General features: G+C 44.9%; 20 protein-coding genes. 8 read left to right on the plus strand and 12 right to left on the minus strand.

The features are described from left to right. Positions 1-4: 4 nt before the first annotated feature. Positions 5-940, minus strand: coding sequence for a carbohydrate kinase family protein (locus EL210_RS02120; protein WP_018919769.1), 936 nt, complete (start codon positions 938-940; stop codon positions 5-7). Between the two features lie 81 nt (positions 941-1,021). Between EL210_RS02120 and EL210_RS02125 the strand changes: the two genes are divergently transcribed. Next, complete coding sequence (locus tag EL210_RS02125) at positions 1,022-2,254, plus strand: M16 family metallopeptidase (RefSeq protein WP_018919768.1); 1,233 nt, start codon at positions 1,022-1,024, stop codon at positions 2,252-2,254. Positions 2,255-2,955: 701 nt separating this feature from the next. Here EL210_RS02125 and EL210_RS02130 read toward each other — a convergent pair. The 5 genes from EL210_RS02130 to topA all read right to left on the minus strand — a co-directional run bounded on the left by EL210_RS02130 (position 2,956) and on the right by topA (position 8,856). Next, complete coding sequence (locus EL210_RS02130; RefSeq protein WP_018919766.1) at positions 2,956-3,444, minus strand: pyruvate ferredoxin oxidoreductase; 489 nt, start codon at positions 3,442-3,444, stop codon at positions 2,956-2,958. Continuing rightward, positions 3,434-3,940 carry an RNA polymerase sigma factor gene (locus EL210_RS02135; RefSeq protein ID WP_018919765.1) on the minus strand — a complete coding sequence of 169 codons (507 nt, stop codon included), beginning with the start codon at positions 3,938-3,940 and terminating at the stop codon, positions 3,434-3,436. Before EL210_RS02135 ends, EL210_RS02130 begins: the two co-directional genes overlap by 11 nt. A gap of 113 nt (positions 3,941-4,053) precedes the next feature. Continuing rightward, positions 4,054-5,946: a biosynthetic arginine decarboxylase gene (gene speA, locus EL210_RS02140; protein WP_004373412.1), complete on the minus strand. Its 1,893-nt coding sequence runs from the start codon at positions 5,944-5,946 to the stop codon at positions 4,054-4,056. Positions 5,947-6,000: 54 nt separating this feature from the next. Next, positions 6,001-6,528 carry a shikimate kinase gene (locus EL210_RS02145; protein WP_018919764.1) on the minus strand — a complete coding sequence of 176 codons (528 nt, stop codon included), beginning with the start codon at positions 6,526-6,528 and terminating at the stop codon, positions 6,001-6,003. Continuing rightward, positions 6,529-8,856: a type I DNA topoisomerase gene (gene topA, locus EL210_RS02150; protein WP_018919763.1), complete on the minus strand. Its 2,328-nt coding sequence runs from the start codon at positions 8,854-8,856 to the stop codon at positions 6,529-6,531. A gap of 285 nt (positions 8,857-9,141) precedes the next feature. On the opposite strand from topA, the gene EL210_RS02155 reads away from it, so the two are divergent. Then, positions 9,142-9,723, plus strand: a complete 582-nt coding sequence (locus EL210_RS02155; protein WP_018919762.1) for a DUF417 family protein — start codon at positions 9,142-9,144, stop codon at positions 9,721-9,723. 427 nt (positions 9,724-10,150) lie between these two features. Here the strand turns inward: EL210_RS02155 and EL210_RS02160 are convergent, their stop codons facing one another. Beyond that, complete coding sequence (locus EL210_RS02160; RefSeq protein WP_026285900.1) at positions 10,151-10,975, minus strand: alpha/beta hydrolase; 825 nt, start codon at positions 10,973-10,975, stop codon at positions 10,151-10,153. Positions 10,976-11,075: 100 nt separating this feature from the next. On the opposite strand from EL210_RS02160, the gene EL210_RS02165 reads away from it, so the two are divergent. After that, entirely contained in the window at positions 11,076-11,606 is a 531-nt protein-coding gene (locus EL210_RS02165) for an NUDIX hydrolase (protein WP_018919760.1), read from the plus strand. On the opposite strand, the gene EL210_RS02170 is transcribed toward EL210_RS02165, so the two are convergent. After that, positions 11,607-11,921: a winged helix-turn-helix transcriptional regulator gene (locus EL210_RS02170; RefSeq protein ID WP_018919759.1), complete on the minus strand. Its 315-nt coding sequence runs from the start codon at positions 11,919-11,921 to the stop codon at positions 11,607-11,609. Further along, entirely contained in the window at positions 11,915-12,361 is a 447-nt protein-coding gene (locus EL210_RS02175) for a cupin domain-containing protein (RefSeq protein WP_018919758.1), read from the minus strand. The genes EL210_RS02170 and EL210_RS02175 overlap by 7 nt, the downstream gene beginning before the upstream one ends. A gap of 232 nt (positions 12,362-12,593) precedes the next feature. Between EL210_RS02175 and EL210_RS02180 the strand changes: the two genes are divergently transcribed. Together EL210_RS02180 and EL210_RS02185 are read left to right on the plus strand one after the other, a co-directional pair. Further along, positions 12,594-12,962, plus strand: coding sequence for a winged helix-turn-helix transcriptional regulator (locus EL210_RS02180; RefSeq protein WP_018919757.1), 369 nt, complete (start codon positions 12,594-12,596; stop codon positions 12,960-12,962). 146 nt (positions 12,963-13,108) lie between these two features. Continuing rightward, positions 13,109-14,035: a tetratricopeptide repeat protein gene (locus EL210_RS02185; protein WP_018919756.1), complete on the plus strand. Its 927-nt coding sequence runs from the start codon at positions 13,109-13,111 to the stop codon at positions 14,033-14,035. A gap of 10 nt (positions 14,036-14,045) precedes the next feature. On the opposite strand, the gene EL210_RS02190 is transcribed toward EL210_RS02185, so the two are convergent. Continuing rightward, positions 14,046-15,371 carry a plasmid pRiA4b ORF-3 family protein gene (locus EL210_RS02190; protein ID WP_018919755.1) on the minus strand — a complete coding sequence of 442 codons (1,326 nt, stop codon included), beginning with the start codon at positions 15,369-15,371 and terminating at the stop codon, positions 14,046-14,048. 686 nt (positions 15,372-16,057) lie between these two features. On the opposite strand from EL210_RS02190, the gene EL210_RS13500 reads away from it, so the two are divergent. Then, complete coding sequence (locus EL210_RS13500; RefSeq protein ID WP_018919753.1) at positions 16,058-16,234, plus strand: hypothetical protein; 177 nt, start codon at positions 16,058-16,060, stop codon at positions 16,232-16,234. A gap of 10 nt (positions 16,235-16,244) precedes the next feature. Here the strand turns inward: EL210_RS13500 and EL210_RS02195 are convergent, their stop codons facing one another. Continuing rightward, positions 16,245-17,144: a patatin-like phospholipase family protein gene (locus tag EL210_RS02195; RefSeq protein WP_018919752.1), complete on the minus strand. Its 900-nt coding sequence runs from the start codon at positions 17,142-17,144 to the stop codon at positions 16,245-16,247. Between the two features lie 80 nt (positions 17,145-17,224). Here EL210_RS02195 and EL210_RS02200 point away from each other — a divergent pair, with 80 nt between their 5' ends. Continuing rightward, positions 17,225-18,376 (plus strand): hypothetical protein, encoded by a 1,152-nt coding sequence (locus EL210_RS02200; protein ID WP_026285899.1) that lies wholly within the window; start codon positions 17,225-17,227, stop codon positions 18,374-18,376. A gap of 236 nt (positions 18,377-18,612) precedes the next feature. Here EL210_RS02200 and EL210_RS02210 read toward each other — a convergent pair whose 3' ends face one another. After that, positions 18,613-20,223 (minus strand): DUF6377 domain-containing protein, encoded by a 1,611-nt coding sequence (locus EL210_RS02210; RefSeq protein WP_232000408.1) that lies wholly within the window; start codon positions 20,221-20,223, stop codon positions 18,613-18,615. 301 nt (positions 20,224-20,524) lie between these two features. On the opposite strand from EL210_RS02210, the gene EL210_RS02215 reads away from it, so the two are divergent. Beyond that, positions 20,525-23,509: a SusC/RagA family TonB-linked outer membrane protein gene (locus EL210_RS02215; protein WP_025879564.1), complete on the plus strand. Its 2,985-nt coding sequence runs from the start codon at positions 20,525-20,527 to the stop codon at positions 23,507-23,509. The last annotated feature ends 15 nt before the right edge of the window (positions 23,510-23,524 follow it).

Consider the following 23,524-nt stretch of genomic DNA (forward strand, 5'->3'; position numbering starts at 1 on the left):
GTCTTTAGGAATTTGCTTTTAATTTTGCACCGAAATCCTTGCTCACATAGTTATAGATGTCCTTGCAACATTCTGCAGAAAACGCCTTGCCACAGGCTGTCAAAGCATCCCACTGCGCTTCAGAAAGGCCGTGTTCGATGTCATTTCGTGTGATGTTCTGGCGCATCAGCCCATATATAAAGCCGGCATTGAAGTTGTCACCTGCCCCGATGGTGCTCACTGCTTTCATGCTTTCAATGGCGTATTCTTTCTTGAAACCGCCCTCGGCATACACAGATATAGGCTCTTTGCCACGTGTGCAGATGAAGTTTTTACAATAGAAACTGATCTCCGAACGATATACCTTGTCGGCATCACTCTGCTTATAAAGTATCTCAAAGTCTTCGTTACTGCCCCGCACAATGTCTGAAAACTCAAGGTTTTCAATGAGGTTTGGCGTGATTTTCATCACTTCATCACGGTGTGCCGCGCGATAGTTCACATCGTAATACAGTATTGCACCCTGCTTATGAGCATACTCCAAGAAAGCTGACATCTGTGGGCGTACGACAGGATTGAGGGCAAAAAACGAGCTGAAAAGCACGATATCATCGCGGTTTATCTCCGGGTAGGCAAAGTCGAACCGGTCGTGTGGTTGGCTCTTGTAGAAGATGTAGTCGGCATTGTTGTTGTCATCGAGGAAGGCAAGCGACAGTGATGACTTGCTGTCGGAGTACATATTGACGTTCTCTGCATTGACTCCATTGTCACGAAGAAAGTCAACAACGTAGCTGCCTATGCGGTCGTTGCCGGCTTCACTGATGAAAGTGGTGTTCACACCTGACCGCCCCAACGAGATGATGGCATTGAAAGCCGAACCTCCAGGCACTGCACTGACGGGTTTGTTGTCCTTGAAAATGATGTCGAGTGTGGTTTCTCCAATTCCTATTACCTTACGCATGCTGATTTCTGAATTTTGATTTTAGCTGCAAATATACGCGAAATCACTGGCAAATGCAAATTTTTAAGTAACTTTGCATGCATGAAAATCTATAACACAGCAACGCTTTCCAATGGGCTTCGCATCATTCATCAATCGTCTGATTCGAACGTGGTTTATTGCGGATATGAACTGAATGTGGGCACACGCAACGAGGAACCAGGGCAGGAAGGCATGGCGCATTTCTGCGAACATGTGACGTTCAAGGGCACGAAACGGCGTAGGTCGTGGCATGTCAGCAATGCTCTTGAGAGCGTAGGTGGCGATCTTAATGCCTTCACCAACAAGGAAGACACCGTCTATTATGCGGCTATTTTGAAAGAACATACGGCTCGGGCAATCGACCTGTTGACAGACATTGTGTTTCATAGCGTCTATCCACAGCATGAAATTGACAAGGAAGTGGAAGTAATTTGCGATGAAATCGAGAGTTATAACGACTCGCCTGCCGAACTCATTTATGACGAATTTGAGAATATTCTCTTTGCCGGTCATCCCTTAGGACATAATATTTTGGGTACAACAGAACGTGTGCGCAGCTTCCGGACTGCCGATGCACAGCGTTTCACACAGCAGTTCTATCGTCCCGAAAACAGTGTTTTCTTCATTTATGGAGATGTAGATTTCAAACGGATTGTGCGGCTTTTAGAACGTGCCATGAGCGATTTCATGCCGTCAAAGCCTATCATTGAACCTGCACTAAATCAGCCCTTACCTCCGAATATCCCCGATTTCATCGAGAAAAATCACGGCACACATCAGGCTCATGTCATGATAGGGAACCGTGGATATGACATTCATGACGAACGAAGAGTAAGCCTTTATCTGCTTAACAACATTCTTGGTGGGCCTGGAATGAATGCCCGTCTTAACCTCTCTCTGCGTGAGCGGCATGGCTTAGTCTATGTGGTTGAGAGTTCAATGGTAAGCTATGGCGACACAGGAGTATGGGCAACTTACTTCGGTTGCGACCCGAAAGATGTCAGGAAATGCCTGCGCTTAGTGCGTAAAGAGCTTGACCGCGTCATCCAACACCCCCTCTCTGAAGCGCAACTTCGTGCTGCCAAGAAGCAGATTAAGGGACAGATTGGCGTGGCATGTGACAATCGGGAGAACTTCGCTCTCGATTTCGGTAAGAGCTTTCTGCATTATGGTTGGGAGCGCGATATTACTTCCTTGTTCCGTCATATCGATGAAATCACAGCTGAAAGCCTGCAGCAAGTGGCCGTAGAAATCATGAGTGAAGACCGTTTGACCACTTTAGTGATTGACTGATTTGAGCGGTGTAGTTCTGCATTTCCCTTGTTTTGAATATATTTTACAAATGCTTTCGCACAGCTTGCGTATTCAAAAATAACTTTCCTTCGGGTGGAAATACGCGAGTTTTGAGAATGTTTTGTAATGTTATGAGCATCAAGATGTTACCTCTCTTGATTGAAATTCATGTGCTTTTTGACGTCAATGTATGTCGTCATTTGCATCAAATGGCTGTGTAATCCGCGTCAAGAGGCGTGGTAACTCCATTCACTTTACACGATAAAATGATGCAGATTGTGGCGTAAAGTGGCTGAAATGGCAAACTAAAGGGATAGAAATGGGGGCATCGAAGCCATAAAATGGCTTTGCACAAGCATGGAAATGGACTTTTCATTTCTATTTGGTCAACTTTTGAAGTGTGGATTTTTAGGATATAAAATTTACAATATTGGGAATAAAGAGCGGTATGATTTCGGCATTTCCTGTGGTTTCTGATGAGGTTACTCCTATTCCTGTGGAGTTTTGTTCCTTAAGATATAAAGCATAACTTACAACGTATGAAATGGGTTGAAGTCCAAAATCGAGAGGGCCTGCGACTCATCTTTGAGTCCAGGCCCTCTGTCGTTAGTATGTTATGAAAAATTTGAGAGAAATGAAACTTCACAGTTTCGTTTGTTGTTTTAATTAAACATGATTTATAGAGAAAGCATAGAAATGTTCTATTTTAATATGGACTGAGTCGGCGTCTCGACAGCTTCGATACTGCTATGTTGAATGGTATCGATAACGGCGGAGTCGCCTAAGGCTACCGACTTGCCCTTATGTGTGACGGCATTCATATTACTGCTCGGCACCGTTGAGGCCGAATTGTCTGTCATGGAAACCTGCGCCGCATTGCCCAATGTGAGCATAATGGCCACGATAGCAGCTGCCTTGAACAGCGGTTTGAGCTTTTGTTGCAGCGTGATGATATGGGCTTTGACCGGCGTAGGTTCATTGATGAGAGACAAAATGCGCTCGTCGAAGTCATCACCCAGCACGTCTTTCCTTAGCTCGGCTGTCTGATAGTCGAACAGAGGCTTGTATCTGAGCAGTTCAGCCGGTATGTCCTTTTGGCTGAAAAAGGCTTTGAGAATTTGTTCTTCTTCAAGAGAAGTCGTGCCTTCCCAATAGCGCTCAAGTAGCTGTGTGATGTATTTATAATCCATAATCTTCTATTTCTTGGAACCTTTGTTTGACGGTCTGACGTGCTCTGTAGATATTGATTTTCACCTGTTCTTCGGTTATCCCGAGCACGTCAGCGATGTCTTTGTAGCTCTTTCCTTCGAAATCTCTGAGCTGCATGCAGCTTCGTTGTTTCTCCGGAAGACTGTCTACGATTTGCTTTACCACCTTGATACGGTCGCGATGGATAATCTCCTCGTAGGGATTATAGGCGCAGTCTGGTGCTGTTTTGTTGTCGAGAGAGTCGTTGTTGTTGCTGAGTTTCTTGACAGCATCAAGTGCTAAATTGCGGCAAATGGTGAGACTGAAAGCCTCGATGGACTCTATTTCGTTCCAAACTTCGCGTTTATTCCAGACTTTTATCAGTGTTTCCTGCACGATGTCTTCGGCTTCTGCGCTGTCAATTGTAATGCGTAGCGCAAGCCGGTAGAGTTTATTCTTCAGCGGCAATACATCGTTTCGAAAGCTGATATTCTTCATCTGCGCTCTATATTGTTGACGAATTGGAAGTTGATTTGTTACAGAACACTGTTAGTTTTAACCTTCATTAAGAAATATGTATGGGGACTATTCGGTGTAACTGGGCTTATAAACTATTCAAGATAGGTATATCCATAGAGTCCGGAACGGTAGTTGTTGAGGAATTCCTTGCCTTCTTCAAGCGATATTTTACCGAGTTTTACGCTCTTGGTAACCCATTGTTCGAGCTGACGTACAAGCTTTTTAGGGTTGTATTGCACGTAGTCGAGCACCTCTTCTACGGTTTCTCCGTCAAAGATTTGGTCGATATGATACTTCCCATCCCTGACAGATACGTGGGCAGCATTGGTATCTCCGAAAAGATTATGCATGTCGCCGAGAATCTCCTGATAGGCTCCTATGAGGAAAACACCAAGATAATAGGGTTCATTCTTCTTCAAGGGGTGGAGTGGGAGCACATGCCCCACGTGGCCATCTGTAACGAAATTGGCGATTTTCCCGTCGCTGTCGCAGGTGATGTCCTGTAGAGTAGCATTGCGTGTTGGTCGTTCTGTGAGTCGCTGTATAGGCATAATCGGGAACAACTGATCGATAGCCCAGCTGTCAGGAAGACTTTGGAAGAGAGAGAAGTTGCAGAAATATTTGTCGGCAAGTAGCTTATCTAAGCTTCTGAGTTCCTCCGGAATGTGTTTCATTGTCTTTACCAACGTGTTGATTTCATGGCATACACTCCAGTACATTGCCTCGATTTCAGCCCGCGTCTTCAAGTCAACGATGCCGTGAGAGAATAGCTCAAGTGCCTCTTCGCGTATCTGTTCGGCATCGTGCCAGTCCTCTAACATCGAACGAGAGTCAAGGTTATCCCAAATCTCGTAAAGGTCTTTGACGAGCTGGTGATCGCTTTCTTTGGGCTCAAATGCTTCATTCATTTCTGGAAGACTGGCTGCTTCGAGCACATCAATGACCAAAACGGAGTGGTGAGCTGCCAGACTTCGCCCACTTTCGGTAATGATATTCGGATGCTGGATATCGTTCTTATCAGCTGCATCTACAAACGTATAAACGCAGTCATTGACGTATTCCTGGATGGAATAGTTGACAGAACTCTCGCTGCTTGATGAGCGTGTGCCGTCGTAGTCGACGCCAAGTCCACCGCCACAATCAACAAAATCAATGTTATATCCCATTTTGTGGAGGTTCACATAGAACTGTGCGGCCTCGCGGAGTGCGGTCTGAATGCGGCGGATTTTCGTGATTTGGCTGCCGATATGGAAGTGGATGAGCCGCAGACAATCGTGCATTCCCATGGCATCGAGTTTCTCTAAAGCCTGCAACAACTCTGCACTGGTGAGGCCAAACTTAGAGGCATCACCCCCACTTTCAGCCCACTTGCCTGATCCCGAAGATGCCAATTTGATGCGAATGCCAAGGTTAGGCTTCACATTCAGCTTCTTGGCAGCGCGTGCAATGATGTCTAATTCATTGAGTTTCTCAACAACAATGAAGATGCGTTTACCCATTTTCTGGGCCAACAACGCCAGTTCAATGTAGCTTTCGTCCTTATATCCGTTGCAGATAATGAGCGAATCGCTTTTGCACTGCACGGCAATGACAGCGTGAAGCTCGGGCTTTGAACCGGCTTCAAGACCAAGATTGAATTTCTGTCCGTGGGAGATAATCTCCTCAACCACGGGTTGCATCTGGTTCACCTTAATGGGATAGATGATAAAGTTCTCGGCTTTGAAGTTGTATTCTGCCTTTGCTTTCTGGAAACAACTAAACGTTTTCTCTATCCGGTTGTCGAGAATATCAGGGAAACGGAGCAGTACCGGTGCCGTAACATCACGCAAGGCAAGCTCGTCCATGACGTCGCGCAGGTCGATTTGAGTGTTGTCTTTACAAGGCGTTACATAGACATCCCCATTCTCATTGATGCCAAAATAAGAGGTTCCCCAACCATTAATGTTATAGAGTTCCTTTGAATCGTCAATCGTCCACTTTTTCATTCTCTGTCAAAAAAACGTAATTTTAAGAGTCGTCTGTATCTTTTTGCTGTACTGTTAAAGGCACAGCATGTTTCTTAATTGTTCAACTGATATTTTAATCTTCTCGTAATCATCCAGCAGGTTGACGTCGAGCACGTGCTTTGCCTTGCTGTAATAAGGCTCACGTTGTGCTAATTGTTCACGTATAAAGACCTGCACTTCATCGGCTGTTTTATTCAAGAGGAGAGGTCTTATGGTTTTTCCCATCTTCAAATGTCCGTAGAGAACCTCGGGCGTTGCTTTCAGATAGACCGTCTCTCCCTGCCTGTTCATGTAGTCGATATTGTCGAAAAAGCACGGCGTTCCACCGCCACAGCTGATGATAATGTCTTCAAATTCGGCCACCTCATGCAGCATGTTATGCTCTATTTTGCGAAAACCTGCTTCACCACGTTCATCGAAAATCGCCTTCACAGTCTTGTGCATGCGGCTTTCTATGTACCAATCGAGGTCATAGAAAGGCATGCGCAGTTCTTTGGCGAGGGCTTTCCCGACAGTTGTTTTGCCGGCACCCATGTATCCGATGAGTATGATTCGCCTCATTTACTTCCTTTTCCTACCTTTCGGTTCGGGTGCATTGTTCACGATTTCCATACATTCTGCGTAGCTCAGTTCGGCTGCTTTCTCGTGTAAAGCCTTTGGCATGCGGTAGTTCTTACCGTCATATGCGATGTAAGGGCCATAGCGACCGTTGAGCACTTCGAGTTTAGCGTCCTCGTCGAAAGCCTTGATATGTCGCTTCTGTTCCTGTTCGCGCTTTTCTCCAATGAGTTGAATGGCCTCTTCAAGTGTTACTTTCATGGGGTCAGTTCCCTTGGGGAGAGACACATATTTCTTGTTATGCATCACGTAAGGACCAAAGCGTCCGGCACCGATTACTACGTCGCTGCCTTCAAATTCGCCGATAGTGCGCGGCAGTTTGAATAGTTCCAAGGCCTCTTCGAGCGTTATTGTCTCAATGCTTTTGTCGCTCGGGAGCTGTGAAAAGCGCGGTTTTTCCGTGTCATCTGCAGACCCAATCTGAACTACCGGGCCAAATCTTCCGATCTTAACAAACACAGGTTTGCCTGTCTCGGGCTCTTTTCCGAGTTGTCGTTCGCCTGCTTTGTGCTCCGAACGGGCGTTCATCACCTTGTCAACCGTAGGCTCAAAGCTCTTGTCGAAGACTTTCATCATCGTGTTCCACTCCTCTTTTCCTTCGGCAATCCGGTCGAACTGCTGCTCTACTTTGGCTGTAAAGTTGTAGTCCATGATATCAGGGAAGTTGGCCATCAGAAAGTCATTGACGACTATTCCGATATCCGTTGGCAGCAGTTTTCCCTTTTCACTGCCCACCATCTCCTTGCGTTCGCGGCTCGTTACTTTCGTTCCTTTCAGCGTATCGACAGTATATGTGCGCTCTTCTCCCTTTTTATCGCCCTTCTGAACATACTCACGTTGCTGTATCGTCGATATAGTTGGAGCATAGGTTGACGGACGTCCGATGCCCAATTCTTCGAGTTTATGTACCAAACTGGCTTCCGTGTAGCGGATTGGACCCATGCTGAAGCGTTCTGTGGAAGTGATTTCGCGGCGTTCAAGCACATTACCCACCTGCATTACCGGCAGCATGTGCGTAGCTTCTTCCTGGTTGTTGTCGTCTTCATCGGTTGATTCGCGGTACACTTTCAGGAAGCCATCGAAGGTAACTACCTCACCGTTGGCAATGAACTTGGCCTGACTGCCGGCGATATCTATGGTTACCGTGGTCTTGTCAATCAGCGCATCAGCCATCTGACTGGCTGCTGTTCGCTTCCATATCAGTTCATAAAGCCGCTTCTCCTGTGCTGTTCCGTCAATCTCTGTTTGGCTCATAAAGGTCGGACGGATAGCTTCATGCGCTTCCTGTGCACCCTTTGCATGCGTGTGATAGTTGCGGGTTTTGCTGTATTCCTTGCCCCAAAGCTTGATAATCTCATCCTTGCTGGTGTTGATTGCCAATGAAGAAAGGTTCACAGAGTCGGTTCGCATGTAGGTGATACGGCCGCTTTCATAAAGGCGTTGCGCCACCATCATCGTCTGGCTGACGGTGAACCCCAACTTCCTTGCAGCCTCTTGCTGCAGTGTAGAGGTGGTAAAAGGAGGCGCAGGTGTGCGGCGAAGCGGCTTCTTTGTAATGTTACTTACGGTGAATTTGGCATCCTTGCACTGCTCAAGAAAGGCAACAGCCTCTCCATGAGTCTTGAAACGAGTGTCCAATTCGGCCTTTACTTCGCTCTGACTTCCGTCAGCATTGGTGATGCCGAACAGTGCATTGACACGGTAATAAGGTTCGCTATGGAAAGCTTGTATCTCGCGTTCGCGTTCAACAATGAGTCTGACAGCCACGCTTTGTACGCGACCTGCGCTCAACGCGGGCTTCACTTTACGCCATAAAACAGGGGAAAGTTTAAAGCCGACTAAACGGTCGAGAACGCGTCGTGCCTGCTGAGCATTCACCAAATCCATATTCAAATGACGGGGTGATTTGATAGCATCAAGAATGGCAGATTTCGTGATTTCATGGAACACAATGCGGTTTGTCTTTGCCTCATCAAGCCCCAACACCTCGCAAAGGTGCCATGAAATAGCTTCTCCCTCGCGGTCTTCATCGGAAGCCAACCATATCTTTTTCGCTTTCTTGGCATTCGACTTGAGTTCAGAAACCAGTTTTTTCTTCTCGTCAGGAATCTCATAATCCGGTTCCAAAGTCTTTGGATCAATACTCAGTTCCTTTTTCTTCAGGTCACGAATGTGTCCGTATGATGACATCACTTTGTAGTCCTCGCCCAGAAACTTCTCAATAGTTTTGGCCTTTGCCGGGCTTTCTACGATAACTAAATTCTCTTGCATACTCCTTTATGAACATTTATTCAAGGGCGCAAAAATAATGAAAACTTTCACGTTACACCTTATTATATGGTGTTTTTTCTGTTTTTTTAAGAAATGGTTTGTATCTATCTGATAGATGAGAAGCATCAGAAAGCGTACCATGGTTATGGTATTTTCTTATCTTTTACGATGTTTTTTCATATGATTTCCAATTGTATTCACTATATTTGCAACGCTATTTCGGATGTCATCATTGTGATATAGCAATTTAAAATAGGATTATTAACGAAATAAACTTTATTGAAAATGGGAAGAATAACAACGTTGATACAGGCCGTACTCAATATTTCGGCCTCATTGAAAGGCTTTGGAGTTCATTTAATTCGTGTCGCAATCTTTATTATTTTCATATGGATTGGTGGGTTAAAGTTCTGGAATTATGAAGCCGAAGGCATCGTTCCGTTCGTAGCTAACAGTCCGTTCATGAGCTTTTTCTATGAGAAGGAAGCACCTGAATATAAAGATTACAAGTTGAAAGAAGGCGAATTCAACAAGGTGAAGCATGAATGGCACCAGGAGAACAACACATATGGCTTCTCACATGGTTTGGGATTGCTGATCATGTCCTTTGGAATCTTGACGCTCTTAGGCATTTGGTTCCCGAAAATTGGCTTTGTTGGAACAGGTCTCGTCATATTAATGACCTTTGGAACGCTTTCGTTTCTCGTCACAACCCCCGAGTGTTGGGTGCCCGATTTAGGCAGTGGTGAGCATGGATTTCCTTTATTATCGGGTGCAGGACGATTGGTGATCAAGGATACGGCAATTCTTGCGGGGGCAGTAGTTGTGCTGGCCGACTGTGCACAACGCATCTTGAAGAAGAGATAAACGGGCTTAGTGCAATGATGCACAGCCTGTTCTTGGGAATGGAAAAGGTAAGCAGGAGCACCCGTTTACAATATCCATCATCGGCATGATAAGTGCTCCCGACAGGTCATGTAAATCATGTCAAATTCCAACGACTGTTCAGGGGCGTTGCAATATGGGTCATTTTACGCGCTCATATGACGCATATTACACGATGAAATGGGTCAAATTGCACGCTCATATGACGCAAGTTACAACGCTTGTTCATGTGGATATTCAGGGGCGTTTGACTAAGAGCAACTAACTCCTTGATGTACAATGGATTGCTACTCGTATGAATTCGGGGCTTATTTCCATTGACAACGAATAAAGGGGAATACATCATGATGTGTTCCCCTTTGTCATATCATGTCGACAGAATTGTCAAAACAGCATGCAGGTTGAGGCATTATTTCTGCAACAACCAGTCTTTCAGCTCCTGAAGCATCGTGGCGTGAAACTTGAAGTTGGGTCGGATGCCCCAGCCATGTCCGCCACTTGGATAGACATGCAGCGATGCAGGAACGTCGTGTCTGTAGAGTTCCAAGTAATAGTTGACGCCATTTGACGGCATGACGGCCTTGTCGTCATCACTCAAGGCAATCCATGCGCGGGGTGTTACCCGTGTCACCTGCATGTCGCTGCTGTATTCTTTTTCATCCTTTTTCGTAGCATCTTTACCCAAGAAGTTATCATGACTGTGTTGGTGAGCATAGCCGTTAAGCATCGTGATGACAGGGTAAAAGAGAATTTGGAAGTTGGGTTTTGCATCGCCGGTGCTGTGTGTTGCAATCACAGAAGCCAAGTGACCGCCAGCCGAAGACCCCATGATGCCGACATCATTGCGGTTGATATGCCATGAAGAAGCATTGGCACGGACGAGCCGCATGGCTGCTTCGGCATCGCTTATAGGCACTTCACGGTTGCCGTTGGGCATGCGGTATTTCAGCACAATAGCTGCAATTCCCATGTTATTGAAGAAACCTGCCCAGTCTTTTCCCTCGTGGTTCATGGCCAATTGAGCGTATCCTCCGCCGGGACAGATAATGATAGCCCGACCCGTTGCAGTCTTGGCATCGGGCAGATAGACGTAGACTTTCGCCGTATCAGTGGCATTTCCATTGCTGAAAGGGGCATTCCCTTGCCACAGATTGACTTCCGTGGGCTCTTGTGCCACGGCATTTCCAATGCTGAAAAACACCATAACGGCCAGCATCAAGTGTTTTGTTCTCATATCTTTTTGTTTTTCTTTTTTGTTGTTTTAGCCTTTTATAGTTGCAAAGATAATGAAAAAATCGTAATATTGCAGCAATAATCAATGAATAAGAAAACCGATGATGCTTTTAGAAAGAATGGCAGTCTGTCCGCTTTGCGGTTCTTCTCATTTCGTTCTTGACAGCGAAAAGAGTCGCCGTTGCAGGGATTGTGGCTTTGAATATTTTATGAACCCCAGCAGTGCTAACGTGGCATTGATCTTCAATCAGCAACAGGAACTGCTCGTTGTGAGGCGGAAAAACGCTCCCGCAAAAGGCACTCTCGACCTTCCCGGAGGCTTTGCTGATATGAATGAAACGGCAGAAGAGGGGGTTATCCGTGAGGTAAAGGAGGAAACAGGCCTTGAAGTTACGGCACTTCGCTATTTATTCAGTTTCCCCAATCAGTATGAGTTCAGTGGTGTAACCTTGCCCACGCTCGACCTTTTCTTTGCTTGTGAGGTGGCCGATGAGCGTCATGTGAAGGCTTTGGACGATGCAGCTGAAGCCTTTTGGATGCCGTTAGAGAAAATCAATCCCAATGCGTTCGGTCTTGACTCCATACGAAGAGGAGTTGAAAAGTTCGTGAAAGCAAGGAAGACAACAACTTGATTATTGTGGCAGAAAGCATGTTTCATGTTGTATGCACCAGTCTATCAGTTCCTTTACAGCAGGCAACAGCGACTTTCCTAAAGGCGAAAGACGATAGCTTTTCCCGTTGAGTATCATGATATTATCCTCTACAAGGAGGGTAACTGCAGCCAAGATTTGATTTTGGTTCAGCCCTTTCATCTCTTGACAGAGCTCATCTGGTGTCATCATTTGCCTTTCGCCCAGCAGCTGAATGACCCATAATGCGTCGGGTTCGCAAAGCCTTGCGAGGACATTGCGAACCGGACAAGTGGGAAAAAGCGTGTCGACTACCATTTCAATTCATCATTCAAAATGTTGCCGTCTGTTGCATCTTCTGCAGTGAAAGTGTTGCCCTTGTACTGCACACAGAGCATTAACAGCTCGCTGTCTCCGGTGTTTTTGAGTGCACGTCGACCCTCGGGAGCCACTCGGATAATGTTTCCTTCGGTCACAGAAACCTCTTCTCCGTCTACCTGGTAAAGGCCTTCGCCTTTGAGAATGAAGTAGAGTTCTTCGTGATTCTTGTGAGTATGCAGGAAGCCGCTATCCTGTCCAGGCGCAAAACTCTGAAAGGAGAGTTCACTTCCTGTGGCATGTAAGGCCTGGCCTGCAAACACCTTACCAGGAATTTCAATGTTACCAAGTGGCAATACATAGTCCTTGATGTCACTTAGTTTGCCTACATTTACTACTGTAAAGTTCTTTCCATTCTTGACAGTTTCAATTGTTTTCATAATCTTGTTCTTTTAATTTATGGTTTGATATGTCAGTTGTTTCTGTTGCAAAGGTATTTGTAATCAGTGGATTACACAAGTAGGTACAAGAATGTGAGATAGTTACTTAGAGGTAAGTAATGGGTAGTGAGGGCACAACGAGATAGAAGTTTTTACATTGTTTAACCATAAAACTTTCGCATTCTATCCCACGGAGTTTAACTTTGTGCATAGAAATAGAATATGGAAGAATATGAAAAACAATGAAATTCGCAATGCACTCTATCCTAATTGCCCTGTACGCAACGTGCTTTCACGTGTGGGAGACAAGTGGTCTATGCTGATATTGTTCACCTTGGAAAGTCATCCTACAATTAGATTTAAGGAATTGCAGCGCAATATTCCCGATATTTCGCAGAAGATTTTGACAGCAACGCTCAAGACACTTGAGGCAGATGGATTGATAAAACGTGAGGTCTTTCCCGAAGTTCCGCCTCGTGTGGAGTATTCATTGACTGCGAAAGGCCTGTCGCTTCTGCCACTTATTGACAATCTTCTCACGTGGGCATCAGACAACATGGAAGACATTATAGCCTCCCGAAAGCAGTTTTATCTCAAATAACATGACTGCCTATGGGCGGTTTTCTTTGCTTTATGATTCAACATCATGCAAAGAAACAACTTCTTATTTTACTTTTATTCCTCTGTCTTTCTTGATAAATTCCTCGATAATCCTTATATTTGCAGTAACCAATAACCTACAAAGCCATGGATGTGAAGACTGTTTTTGAACTGCGAAAGCAGGGGAGAATCGAGGAAGCTTATGCTGCAATCCGACCTCTCTACGCACAACATAAGGGACATTACACCACGATTGCCATGTTTTGGATAGGCGTTGACATGATGCGTTTGCGTTATCAGCAGCGACGGTTAGAGGAGGCTTACAAGATATTTCAAAGTCTTTTGCGCCTCTACCCCACCATGGACGACCGCGATTATAAGGGACAAACGGCCATGATGCGTGCTGCAATACTCGTCTTCGACCACCATCCTGCATTCTCAATGCTTGACTTTATTACCGCCTGGGGCATCGAACGGCTCTCTGAAGAGGATTGGATGATGGGCCAGACGAATGGACATCTCGTGCCATCGACGGCAATCCGCATCGTCGGTAAAGTGTTTAAGGAGGTCGAAGCAAAGCCAACGGTCGACATGGCACTAAGGGCTGTGCCGATATTGAGCGAGGCTTTGAAGCACAGTCCCTATAACATGAACTTCCAACGCCATAAGGCTTTAATTTATAAAATCATGGGAAAGAAAGACAAGGCCATTCATATTTACCGCCGATTGATACAAAATCATAAGCGGCAGTCTTATCTCTTTCATGAGTTTTCGAGGCTTGTTGACGACCCACAACAGCGGATAGCCCTGCTCTGTAAAGCCATTTCAACACAGCGCGACGAGCGTTTCAACCAGCATATGCGCTTCGTTTTAGCCGGCTTATTGTATGATGTCGACAAGTCGCGGGCACGCTATGAACTTGACAAATGCTTGGAAGCACGCCGAAAAGCGGGCTATACGATTACGTGGGACATGCAGAACTTAGAGGCAACTCTGGCCGAAACACCTCCGGTAAGCGAGGCTTCTCAGCGCGAATTCTACCGCAGTCAGGAGGCTGTTGTGTGGAGAATATAAGCTGAAGTGCCTATCGGTTGCACTTCTTTACTATCCTCTGAGCTTTCTTGAGTGGGAATAATTCAGGGTCAAAACGGTAGCCAAGCCATTCCATTTCTTCCAAAGCTTCGGCCGAAGCAGGTTTTTCCATCAGCAGACAAAGGCGCTGATAGCCCGAAACTCCACCGCAGTCGTTGGGCGGACAGGCCCGTTCGCCCGCAAGAAGTTTCACTTCTTTCTTCTCATCTCCATATCCGTCGTGGTCTACAAGCGCTACCGTGTGGAGCCAACAGTCGCCATAATCATATTCGAAAGTGACTTTATCGCCCTTCCGTTTCAGCAGATCTCCAATGCAATAACGGCGTCCGTCCTTATTATCCGGAGGCATTGTACCGTCTAAAATCTCTTGCATAGAGGAAACATAGAAAGTGGATTGCCAGCCTTGGCGCACGATAAACTGATGTAAATGCTCTTCAGTCCAGCCCATGGAAAGCAGGATTGCGGCGGCCAAAGAGGGCAAAGTGATTGTTGACGGCACTTCAATTTCGCGCCATATAGCGGGTTTAATACCATCGAGGGATATGCGGAGGCGGTATTTCCATACACCAATTGCCGGCTTATAGATAGCAATGGGATGTGCCACCCAGCCGTCAAAGCTCTGCCAGTCGTAGTCATCGAGGTTGAGTCGCTCACAGAGTTTTCCCTCGAAATCGTCTTCTTCATCTTGCCACTCCCCATTTCCAAGCCATAAATCATCTTCATCTTCGCCTATGCTCTGTGGCGTTATGTAGTTCAAGGGCTTGCCCAATACGGGGTGACAGGCTTCATCATGGAAAGCCGTCTGACCATGGAAAGGCTGTTCTTTGGCTGATGTTGTTTCCTGTTTCTTGTTGTTTTCCGTTTCAGGAAACATCGAAAGTGCCGACACAATGTCTTCGGCCGTTACGTGCTTACCGCTTGCCTGTTCAGTCACTAACCTGAAAAAATCTTTTAAGGGATAGGCTTCTATGGCTTTTTTCAGCCCACCTTTAATGTTTTTCTTGGTCTCAATTTCCACCTCATGACATCGTTTCTCAAACTGTCTCACCGTTTTGTCGGTTCGCAGTTCGGGCATTTCAGTCAGCCGTTTGTCGAGTTTTCGGCTCATGGAAGTAACACATTGCCAGATATCTTCAAGGTATAAGCGGAGTCGCAGGGCATCGGCAGCAGCATCGGCCGTACAATAATTCACGACAAATTCGCCGAATTCGTGAGCTTTTGTGACCGACAACAACTTCTCCTTTACGAGTTTTGACCGATTCTCTTTTATAAAATTGAACAGGTCTGTAATACATTTGATGAAATTCTTCCTGCTCATATCTTCCCGAATACTGGTTTGGTTACTTGCAAATATACTATAAAATTCTCTATTCCACGGCATAATTTGAGTGGAAATCTGGGGCGTTCTGATTAGATTTTCGAGTTTTATTACACCGCATTTTCAGTCTTGTTTCCTTTTTTCAAAACCCGATGTTTCCGCCCATTTTCGGCTTTCTTTGTGCTTTATTTCAGTTTTTCTTCTCCCCAAGGAATGGCTTCATGCGTGTGTTCTTGACATGGAAATGTAGTTTATTAGGAAGTTGGTTGTAAAGTGAAAATGTCAAGATTATTGGCTGAAAAAACAGTTGTTGAAAACTGACCAAATAGAAAAAATCAAGCCTCAAAACCTACTTTGTTTCACAATTTGACAGCGATGAAATCGGCATTTTTGGCATTTTGTTTCCCCTTTTGCGTCAAAACAACATGCCATTTGCACCAGAAAGCATTGGCATCTGCATCACTTTGCGGTGTGATTTGATGCAAATGACATCGTGATTTGACGCAAGTGGCATTCCTGTTGTACGTTATTTTGCGGTCTGTTTTCTTGCTTTTTGTATAACTATTTGATAATTAATGATTTATAAAGTCGTTGAAAACTGCGCGTATTTCGAACAAAGTGGTTTGGTGTTTCAAATACGCGAGTTATGCGAAGGCTTTTGTTAAGTAAATTCAGAAAAGTTAAAAATGCAGTCCAAAGAGGTGTTTTTGGAAGAAAACTTCTTTGGAGTGACGAAATCGGGAAACGGAGCAGGAAATGTAAGAGGTTACAAACGGCAGACTGTGTGTAGCGGCGAGAACTTGCTTTCTGCCTCTGCCGATATCGGTAAAAAGGGTGAAAAGGAACGGTTGGAAAAGCAGTAAGACCTCTGATTCAGCCTTTGACAAAAGCCTTTATGCGTTCCAAATGCTCTAAACCCTGCTTTCTTCCTATCGCGTAAACCTGCTGCATCTGCTTTGGATTGTGCGAAGTGTGGCTGATGGGAAGCTTTTCTTCGGGGGCAAGAACAAGCGTATGACCGAGTTTTTCCTGTGCTTCTACATAGCGGAGTTGCGCGTTATACATCACATGTCGGTTGGCCAAGGCAGCTATCATGTTGGGATAATGGCGCAGAGAAAGGCGCATCAGCGGCATGAAGGCTGTGGGCTGCTTGACATAATCGCGGGGTTGGGTGAGGATAACGAGATTACGTTGATAGCCCTGTTGCTGGAAATAGCGGAGCGGAATGGAGTCGGAAACACCGCCGTCGAGCAGTTTTCGTCCTTCAATTTCAACCACACGCGACACCAAAGGCATGGAGGCAGAAGCGCGTATCCATTCACACAGAGCGTCTACTGGCATATCTTGATGGGCCAGACGATAGACAGGTTGGCCTGTTTCAACATCCGTGCAGACCATATAAAAGTCAGTTTTACTCGCTTTGAACGTTTGGAAATCAAACGGGTCGAGTTCTTTAGGTAAGTGGTGATAGGCAAATTCGGCTCCGAAAAGGTCGCCCGTGCAGAGCCATGAGCGCAGACTGCAATAGCGCCAATCGTGAGAAAAGCGTTGATTATAACGCAGGGCACGCCCCGGTTGACGGCTGAGATAGTTGCAACCGAAGGCAGCTCCGGCCGAAACTCCAATCAGACCATCGAAGTGGATGCCGTTTTCGATGAGCACATCTACAATCCCCATGGTGTAAAGTCCGCGCAGGGCACCACCTTCAAGCACGAGTCCTGTCTTGATGTTATTATCTGCTGTTGCGTTCATTTCTATTGTCTCATTGGTCATGATGATACATTATTCGTGCAAAGATAAATATTAATTCAGAAATAATTGGTATTTTTGTAGGCCAAAACTTAAATGTGATGATGAACACAACGATAGAGATAAAGGTGGTTGAAAACTTGAGCGATTTGAAAAAGTTCGTTCAGTTCTACTATGATTTGTATCGTGATTGCGAGCAGGCTGTGCCGTTTTTGTTCAGCGATGAGATGAATACGCTGCGCAAAGACCGTAATCCCTCGTTTGAATGTTGCGAAGCTTGCTACTTCATGGCATGGAGAAACGGACAGATTGTGGGGCGTATCGCTGCCATTATCAACCATAGAGCCAATGAGAAATGGAACTGCAAGGTGGTGCGTTTTGACTGGTTTGACTTCATTGATGATGAGGAAGTGTCGGCTGCTTTGTTGCATGTGGCAGAACAATGGGGGCGTAAGCGAGGTATGACGGAGATTGCAGGACCACTCGGTTTCACGGATATGGATCGCGAAGGCCTGCTCATTGAGGGCTTTGACAGCCTTTCAACGATGTATATCAACTACAACTATCCTTATTATCAGCGGCATATCGAACGGCTTGAAGGCTTTCGAAAGGATAATGATTATTTGGAATACCGCATCAGAATACCAGAAGTGGCACCGCCAAAGGTAGGGAAATTGGCCGAAATGATCGTGTCGAGGTATAATCTCCATGTGCATAAATTCACGCAGGACGAATTGATTAACAAAGGCATGGGACGCAAGGTGTTTGATATTCTCAATGCCACTTATAAGGATCTTTATGGTTTTTCGGAACTCTCCGACAGGCAGATAGATGCCTTGGTGAATGATTATATACGGAAGGCTGACTTAAATCTCGTCACAGCTGTAGTCGATGGAAACCGTAACAACGAAATGATTGGCTTTGGAATATCCTTTCCTTCATTCTCCAAGGCATTGCGGAAAACGCGTGATGGACGGCTGTTTCCATTAGGGTGGTGGCCCTTGTTGCGTGTTTTGAAATGGCATAAGACCGACACTGTCGACCTGCTTCTTATCGGCGTTCTGCCTGAATATCGACGTAAAGGGGCCAATGCACTCATCTTCAATGACCTCATCAACCATTATCGCGCCTATGGTTTTAAGTGGGCAGAAGCCATGCCGCAGATGGAAAGTAATACGGCGGTGCGCAATGAATGGCAATATTTTGATGCCGAACAACATCGTAGACACCGCTGCTATCGAAAGGAAATAGGTTGAAACGGGGCTGAAGCTGTTGTTTGTTGTGGAGCAAACAGGAAATCATTCGCTTGCTTATGCTGACCTTTGTTGTATGCAATGTTGATGAGTTTTGCCGTGTTTTGTGCAAAATATCGCCATTTCATCGTGTTTAAAAGCAAAGAAATCATTTGCTAAGGGCTTATGCTGTCTGAATTTTATAGCCCTATATCATGAAGAAAAGTGATAGACATTTTGTGATGTTTGGTGCGAAAACTCTATCCAATCACTGTGCATAATTTAGCCACTTCGCTTTCAAACGACTCTTTGAGTATAGCCTTTGCCTTGATAGCCGACCTGTAATTATAAATGGTTTGTGGGGAGTAGAAGAGCAGGTTTGCTATTTCTGCGCTTTCGTTTACGCCCAAACGAACGAGTGCCATGATGCGTTGTTCGGTTGTCATTGCATGCGAACTGGGTTGTATTATCTGGCAATCGGGCAGCAGAAGTGCGTTGAGTTCCTGAGGAAAGGTAGGGTAGAGGTCGAGGAAAGCGCGGTCAAAGCGTGAGAGAAATGTAGCTGCATCCTCTTCGGAAAGACGCTCAGAAGACAACTGACTGAGTAGTTCTTGGGCTTGATTAGCCTTGATTTTTCGTTTCACGAGCGTCTGTTGCTTCTTTAATCTGTTGATATATCGAGAGCAAAGGTCAATATATAGCCGCACAAGTCCTTCACGTTTCTTGTTCGTTTTAACGAGTTGTTCATTTAAATCATGAAGTTGTTCGTTAAGAAAGCTTTGCTGTTTGTTCATTTCAGAAAGGCGATTGTTGGTCTCTTGTAGCTTATGTCGGCTCTGTGTCAGTCGGTTGTTTTGCATAAAGATGAAGCCGATGGCAGCGATAAGGAACACGGCCAGCAGTGAAATGGCAAAGAGAGTGTTGCGTAAATTGGTGTTGCGTTCGCTGAGTTGTGCCTGATAACTGTCGACAATGGCTGGCAAGCGGTCGGATATTTCGAGAATACGTAGGCGGTTGTTATAGAACTTTGCGTTCTCAAGAGAGATGTTAATGTAACGTTGTGCGGCTGCAATGTCAAGATTACCATGGCCGTGTTCGAGAATATACATGGCCAAAACTTGGAGTGCAAGGTTCTCCATTGTCAGACTACGGGCATCACTAATGCATGCCATTACAATGTAACGTTCGTAAAGAGAGATTTCATTTGGGGCCGAATATGTACAGGCTAAGGCGAAACATGCCATGGCATGAACACGTGAATTCTCTGGAGTCATGGCAATAGCCTTAAGATAATGTTGCTGCGCCTCTATTGGATCATTGAGAATATAGCCACAATACTCGCCCTGATAATACTCATAAGTGCGGTCTGTTTTATCGAGAAAAGGCATGGCAAGACTAAGATTTGTGCGTGCATATTGGCGGTAACGAGGAGCATAGATGGCATCGTTGCAGAAGTCACTCCAGTAGGAATAGATGCGGAAATGTGTCAAATAATAGTTGAAAAACTGTCGTCTGCTGAGGTCTGTTGTATCTACAAGTTCGATGGTTTGCAGCGCCTCACTGTATAATCCGCCGATAGCCAGCAGCTCAGCCTTATGAATAAGGTTGTCGGCATAATAGGTTTTATTATGTAAATTATTGGCAAATTGCAGTCCCTTCTCTACGTAAGTCATGGCTGAATCAAATTGAAACACATGGTAAGCTTCGTAAAGTTGGTCGCAGAGTTGAAGCTTTTGGAGTCCATTTCTCTCGTGATTTAATCTTGTCTTTAGCGTCTTTATTTCTCGTTCTTTGCCTTCAATTTGTAGAGATTGGAGCTTTAATATGCTATCCAATCGGTCGATAAGATGGTCATTAACTACTGCCTTCATGGGGAGAAATCCCATGAGTAAGCATGTCAATAGCATTAGTTTGTTGTGCATTATATAATGTCTCTTATTTGTTATTCAAACAAATGATTTGGTCATTTTATAGCAAAAGTAATGAAATCTATTATATTTTGTTGTTCTACTTGAATGAATTTAATAAATTTTATAATATCAAGAGAATCAATACTTTATGCAAATAATGATTTCGTTACAATCTACCTGCACCCTACTAACAAGCAGATTGAGGTTCAAAATACATTACCTTTGCGAAAAAGTAAATTAAAAGAAACCTAAATTTAAGATTATGCTGAATTCTAACAACCGATTAACAAGTAGACTTCTTGTTATTCTTTTCATGATGTGCATACCTCTTATAGGAGTTGCACAGAATGCATTCTCTGTTGAAGGTGTTGTGAAAGATGCCAACGGAGAGCCTATTATTGGTGCCAGCGTTGTAGAGAACGGTACACAAAATGGTACGGTTACCGACATCGAAGGTGCTTACAAGTTGAAAGTTAAGAATGGAAACGCCGCCTTAAAGATTTCATATTTAGGGTATAAAACACAGACAATTGCGTTGAATGGACGAGGAAAACTCGACGTGAAACTTGTCGATGATGCTGCTAATCTCGGTGAAGTTGTTGTGATAGGTTATGGCACTATGGACAAGAAAGAGCTTACTTCTGCGGTGTCACATGTGTCATCTAAGGACTTCACTCGTGTGGCAAGTGTAGACCCTTCCATGATGATTCAGGGTAAGGTTCCTGGCGTTTCAATTACCAATACGGGTGCAGGTGACCCGAATAATGAGGCAAGTATTCAGATACGTGGAGTCTCTTCACGTGCTGCAGGGCTTGGTCCTTTGATTGTAATTGACGGTGTTGTAGGGGGTAATTTGACGAATCTTAACCCCAATGACATTGAGAGTTTCGACATACTTAAAGACGGAGCAGCCAGTGCTATCTATGGAACGCGTGGTTCAAATGGTGTGATTCTTGTCACAACTAAAAAGGGAGAACGCGATGGAGTGCTTCATACTTCTTACAATGGTAACGTGTCTTTTGATGTTATTAAGCATGAACTTGACATGTTAAATGCCGATGAATACCGTGCGAATCGATTGGCTTCTGGTACTGGTTATGACCTTGGTGCTTCGACAGATTGGCTGAAAGAAGTAAGTAGAGTGGGTGTACGCACGCAGCATACACTAACATTAAGCGGTGGAAACGCACGTTCAAACTATCGCGCTTCTATTGATTATCGTGATGCAAAGGGTGTTGATAGATACTCTGGTCGCCAAGAGTATGGCGCACGTTTCTCTGTAAACCATACCACAAAGAGTGGCTTGTTTACCTTCAATGCCAATCTAGCGCCACGTATAGTATATAGAAAAGGTGCGCAGTGGGACGTCTTTCGGAACGCTATTGAGGCTAATCCTACGACGCCAATCATGGACCCTCGTCAGCCAAACTTATATTATAACTTCAAAGGACAGATGGCAGGTTACAACCCTGTTGAAATGGAAAAGTTAGAAAAGCATACGGGAACAACGAAGCTGTTAGACTGGGATGGTACGATAAAACTCAACCTCTTCCCGCTTCTTTTGACCAATCCCGGTAAGCAAGTACTGACAACTCAGCTCACGTTTGCAGACCATCAGTATGACAATTACAATCAATGGTTCCGCCCTTCTACCAGCACTTTAGCTATTGAATCAGGTCGAACGGGTGAGGCATCTCAGGATTACTCCAAATCTTCTTTACACAGTTTAGAGTGGATAACGAATTATAGTAACTCGTTTGGTGACCATAATGTAAAGGTTATGGCAGGCTACTCGTATCAATATAACAAGTATTCGGGGTTGAATGCAAGTAATAAAGACTTCCCCAATGATGCTTTGGAAGACAACGATCTCGGTTCAGGTACGTTTGCAAAAGACGAGGGTGAGGTCGACATGGGCTCTTATATGAACGACAATAAGCTTATTGCTTTCTTCGGACGCGTTAGCTATGACTGGAAAGGTCGCTACATGATGACAGCTTCTTTGCGTCATGAGGGCTCATCAAAGTTTGGTAAGAACTACAAGTGGGGTAACTTTCCAGCTGTTTCTTTCGGTTGGCGTATCTCGGATGAACCCTTTATGCAGGAGACAAAGAGCTGGCTTACAGACCTTAAACTGCGTGCAGACTACGGCATAACTGGTAATCAAAACTTCGATAGTTATAAGTCTTTGAACACTATGTCGGGCTTCGGCTACTATATATATAATGGTAAGTATTACCAGGTTTGGGGCCCAGGAAAGAACGTTAACCCTAATCTTCGCTGGGAGAAAGGCAAGAACTGGAACATTGGTCTTGACTGGACACTCTTCGGTGGCAAGCTTTTTGGTTCGTTCAACTACTATAATCGCAAGCAACAAGACCTCTTGGGAGACTACAAAGTGTCTATCCCTCCTTACTTGTTTGACCAGACTTTTGTCAACGTTGGTACCATGCGCAACAGTGGTTTCGAGTTCGATATCACATGGAATGCTGTAAAGACCAAAGACTTCAGTTACTCTTTGAATGTCATTGGCGCTACAATGAGCAACAAGTTTGTTAGCTTTAGCAACAACAACTTTGAGGGACAAGACTACTATGACGTAGTAAGTCCACAGGATCCTTACCCATTCCACACGCTACAACGTATCGAAAAGGGACGCCGTATCGGTAGTTTCTATATGCTAAAGTATGCCGGAGTAGACCCACAAGGCCGTTGGATTGTTTATGATAAAGAAGGAGATAAGGTGCTCGCGGATAATGCAACAGACGATGATCGCCAGTTCCTTGGCAACGGACTTCCTAAGTTTACAGGTTCAATGACCCACACTTTCCGTTACAAAAACATTGACCTCTCGTTGTTCTTCCAAACAGCTTTGGGCTTTGATATCTTCAATATTCACGATTTCTACTATGGAACGAAGAACTTCCAAGGCAATGTTATGGACAAGGCTTATAGCAAAAACAAGATCATTTCGCAGAATCCTATCGTCTGTGATTACTTCCTTGAGCCAGGCGATTACCTCAAATTATCGTCTATAAACCTTGGATATACGTTGAATTTGAATAAGAAATACGTTGATGCTATACGTCTTTATGCAACGGCAAGTAACCTATTCACCATCACAAAGTTCTCGGGAATAGACCCTTCTAACTATCAGTTGAATGGGTTAAATCCTGGTGCTACGGGTTCACGTACTTACTTCCCGTCTACCCGTCAGTTTATGATTGGTATGCAACTTGATTTCTAATAAACTACGAACCTA

Source organism: Segatella oris (assembly GCF_900637655.1).
In the GTDB taxonomy this organism is placed as follows: domain Bacteria; phylum Bacteroidota; class Bacteroidia; order Bacteroidales; family Bacteroidaceae; genus Prevotella; species Prevotella oris.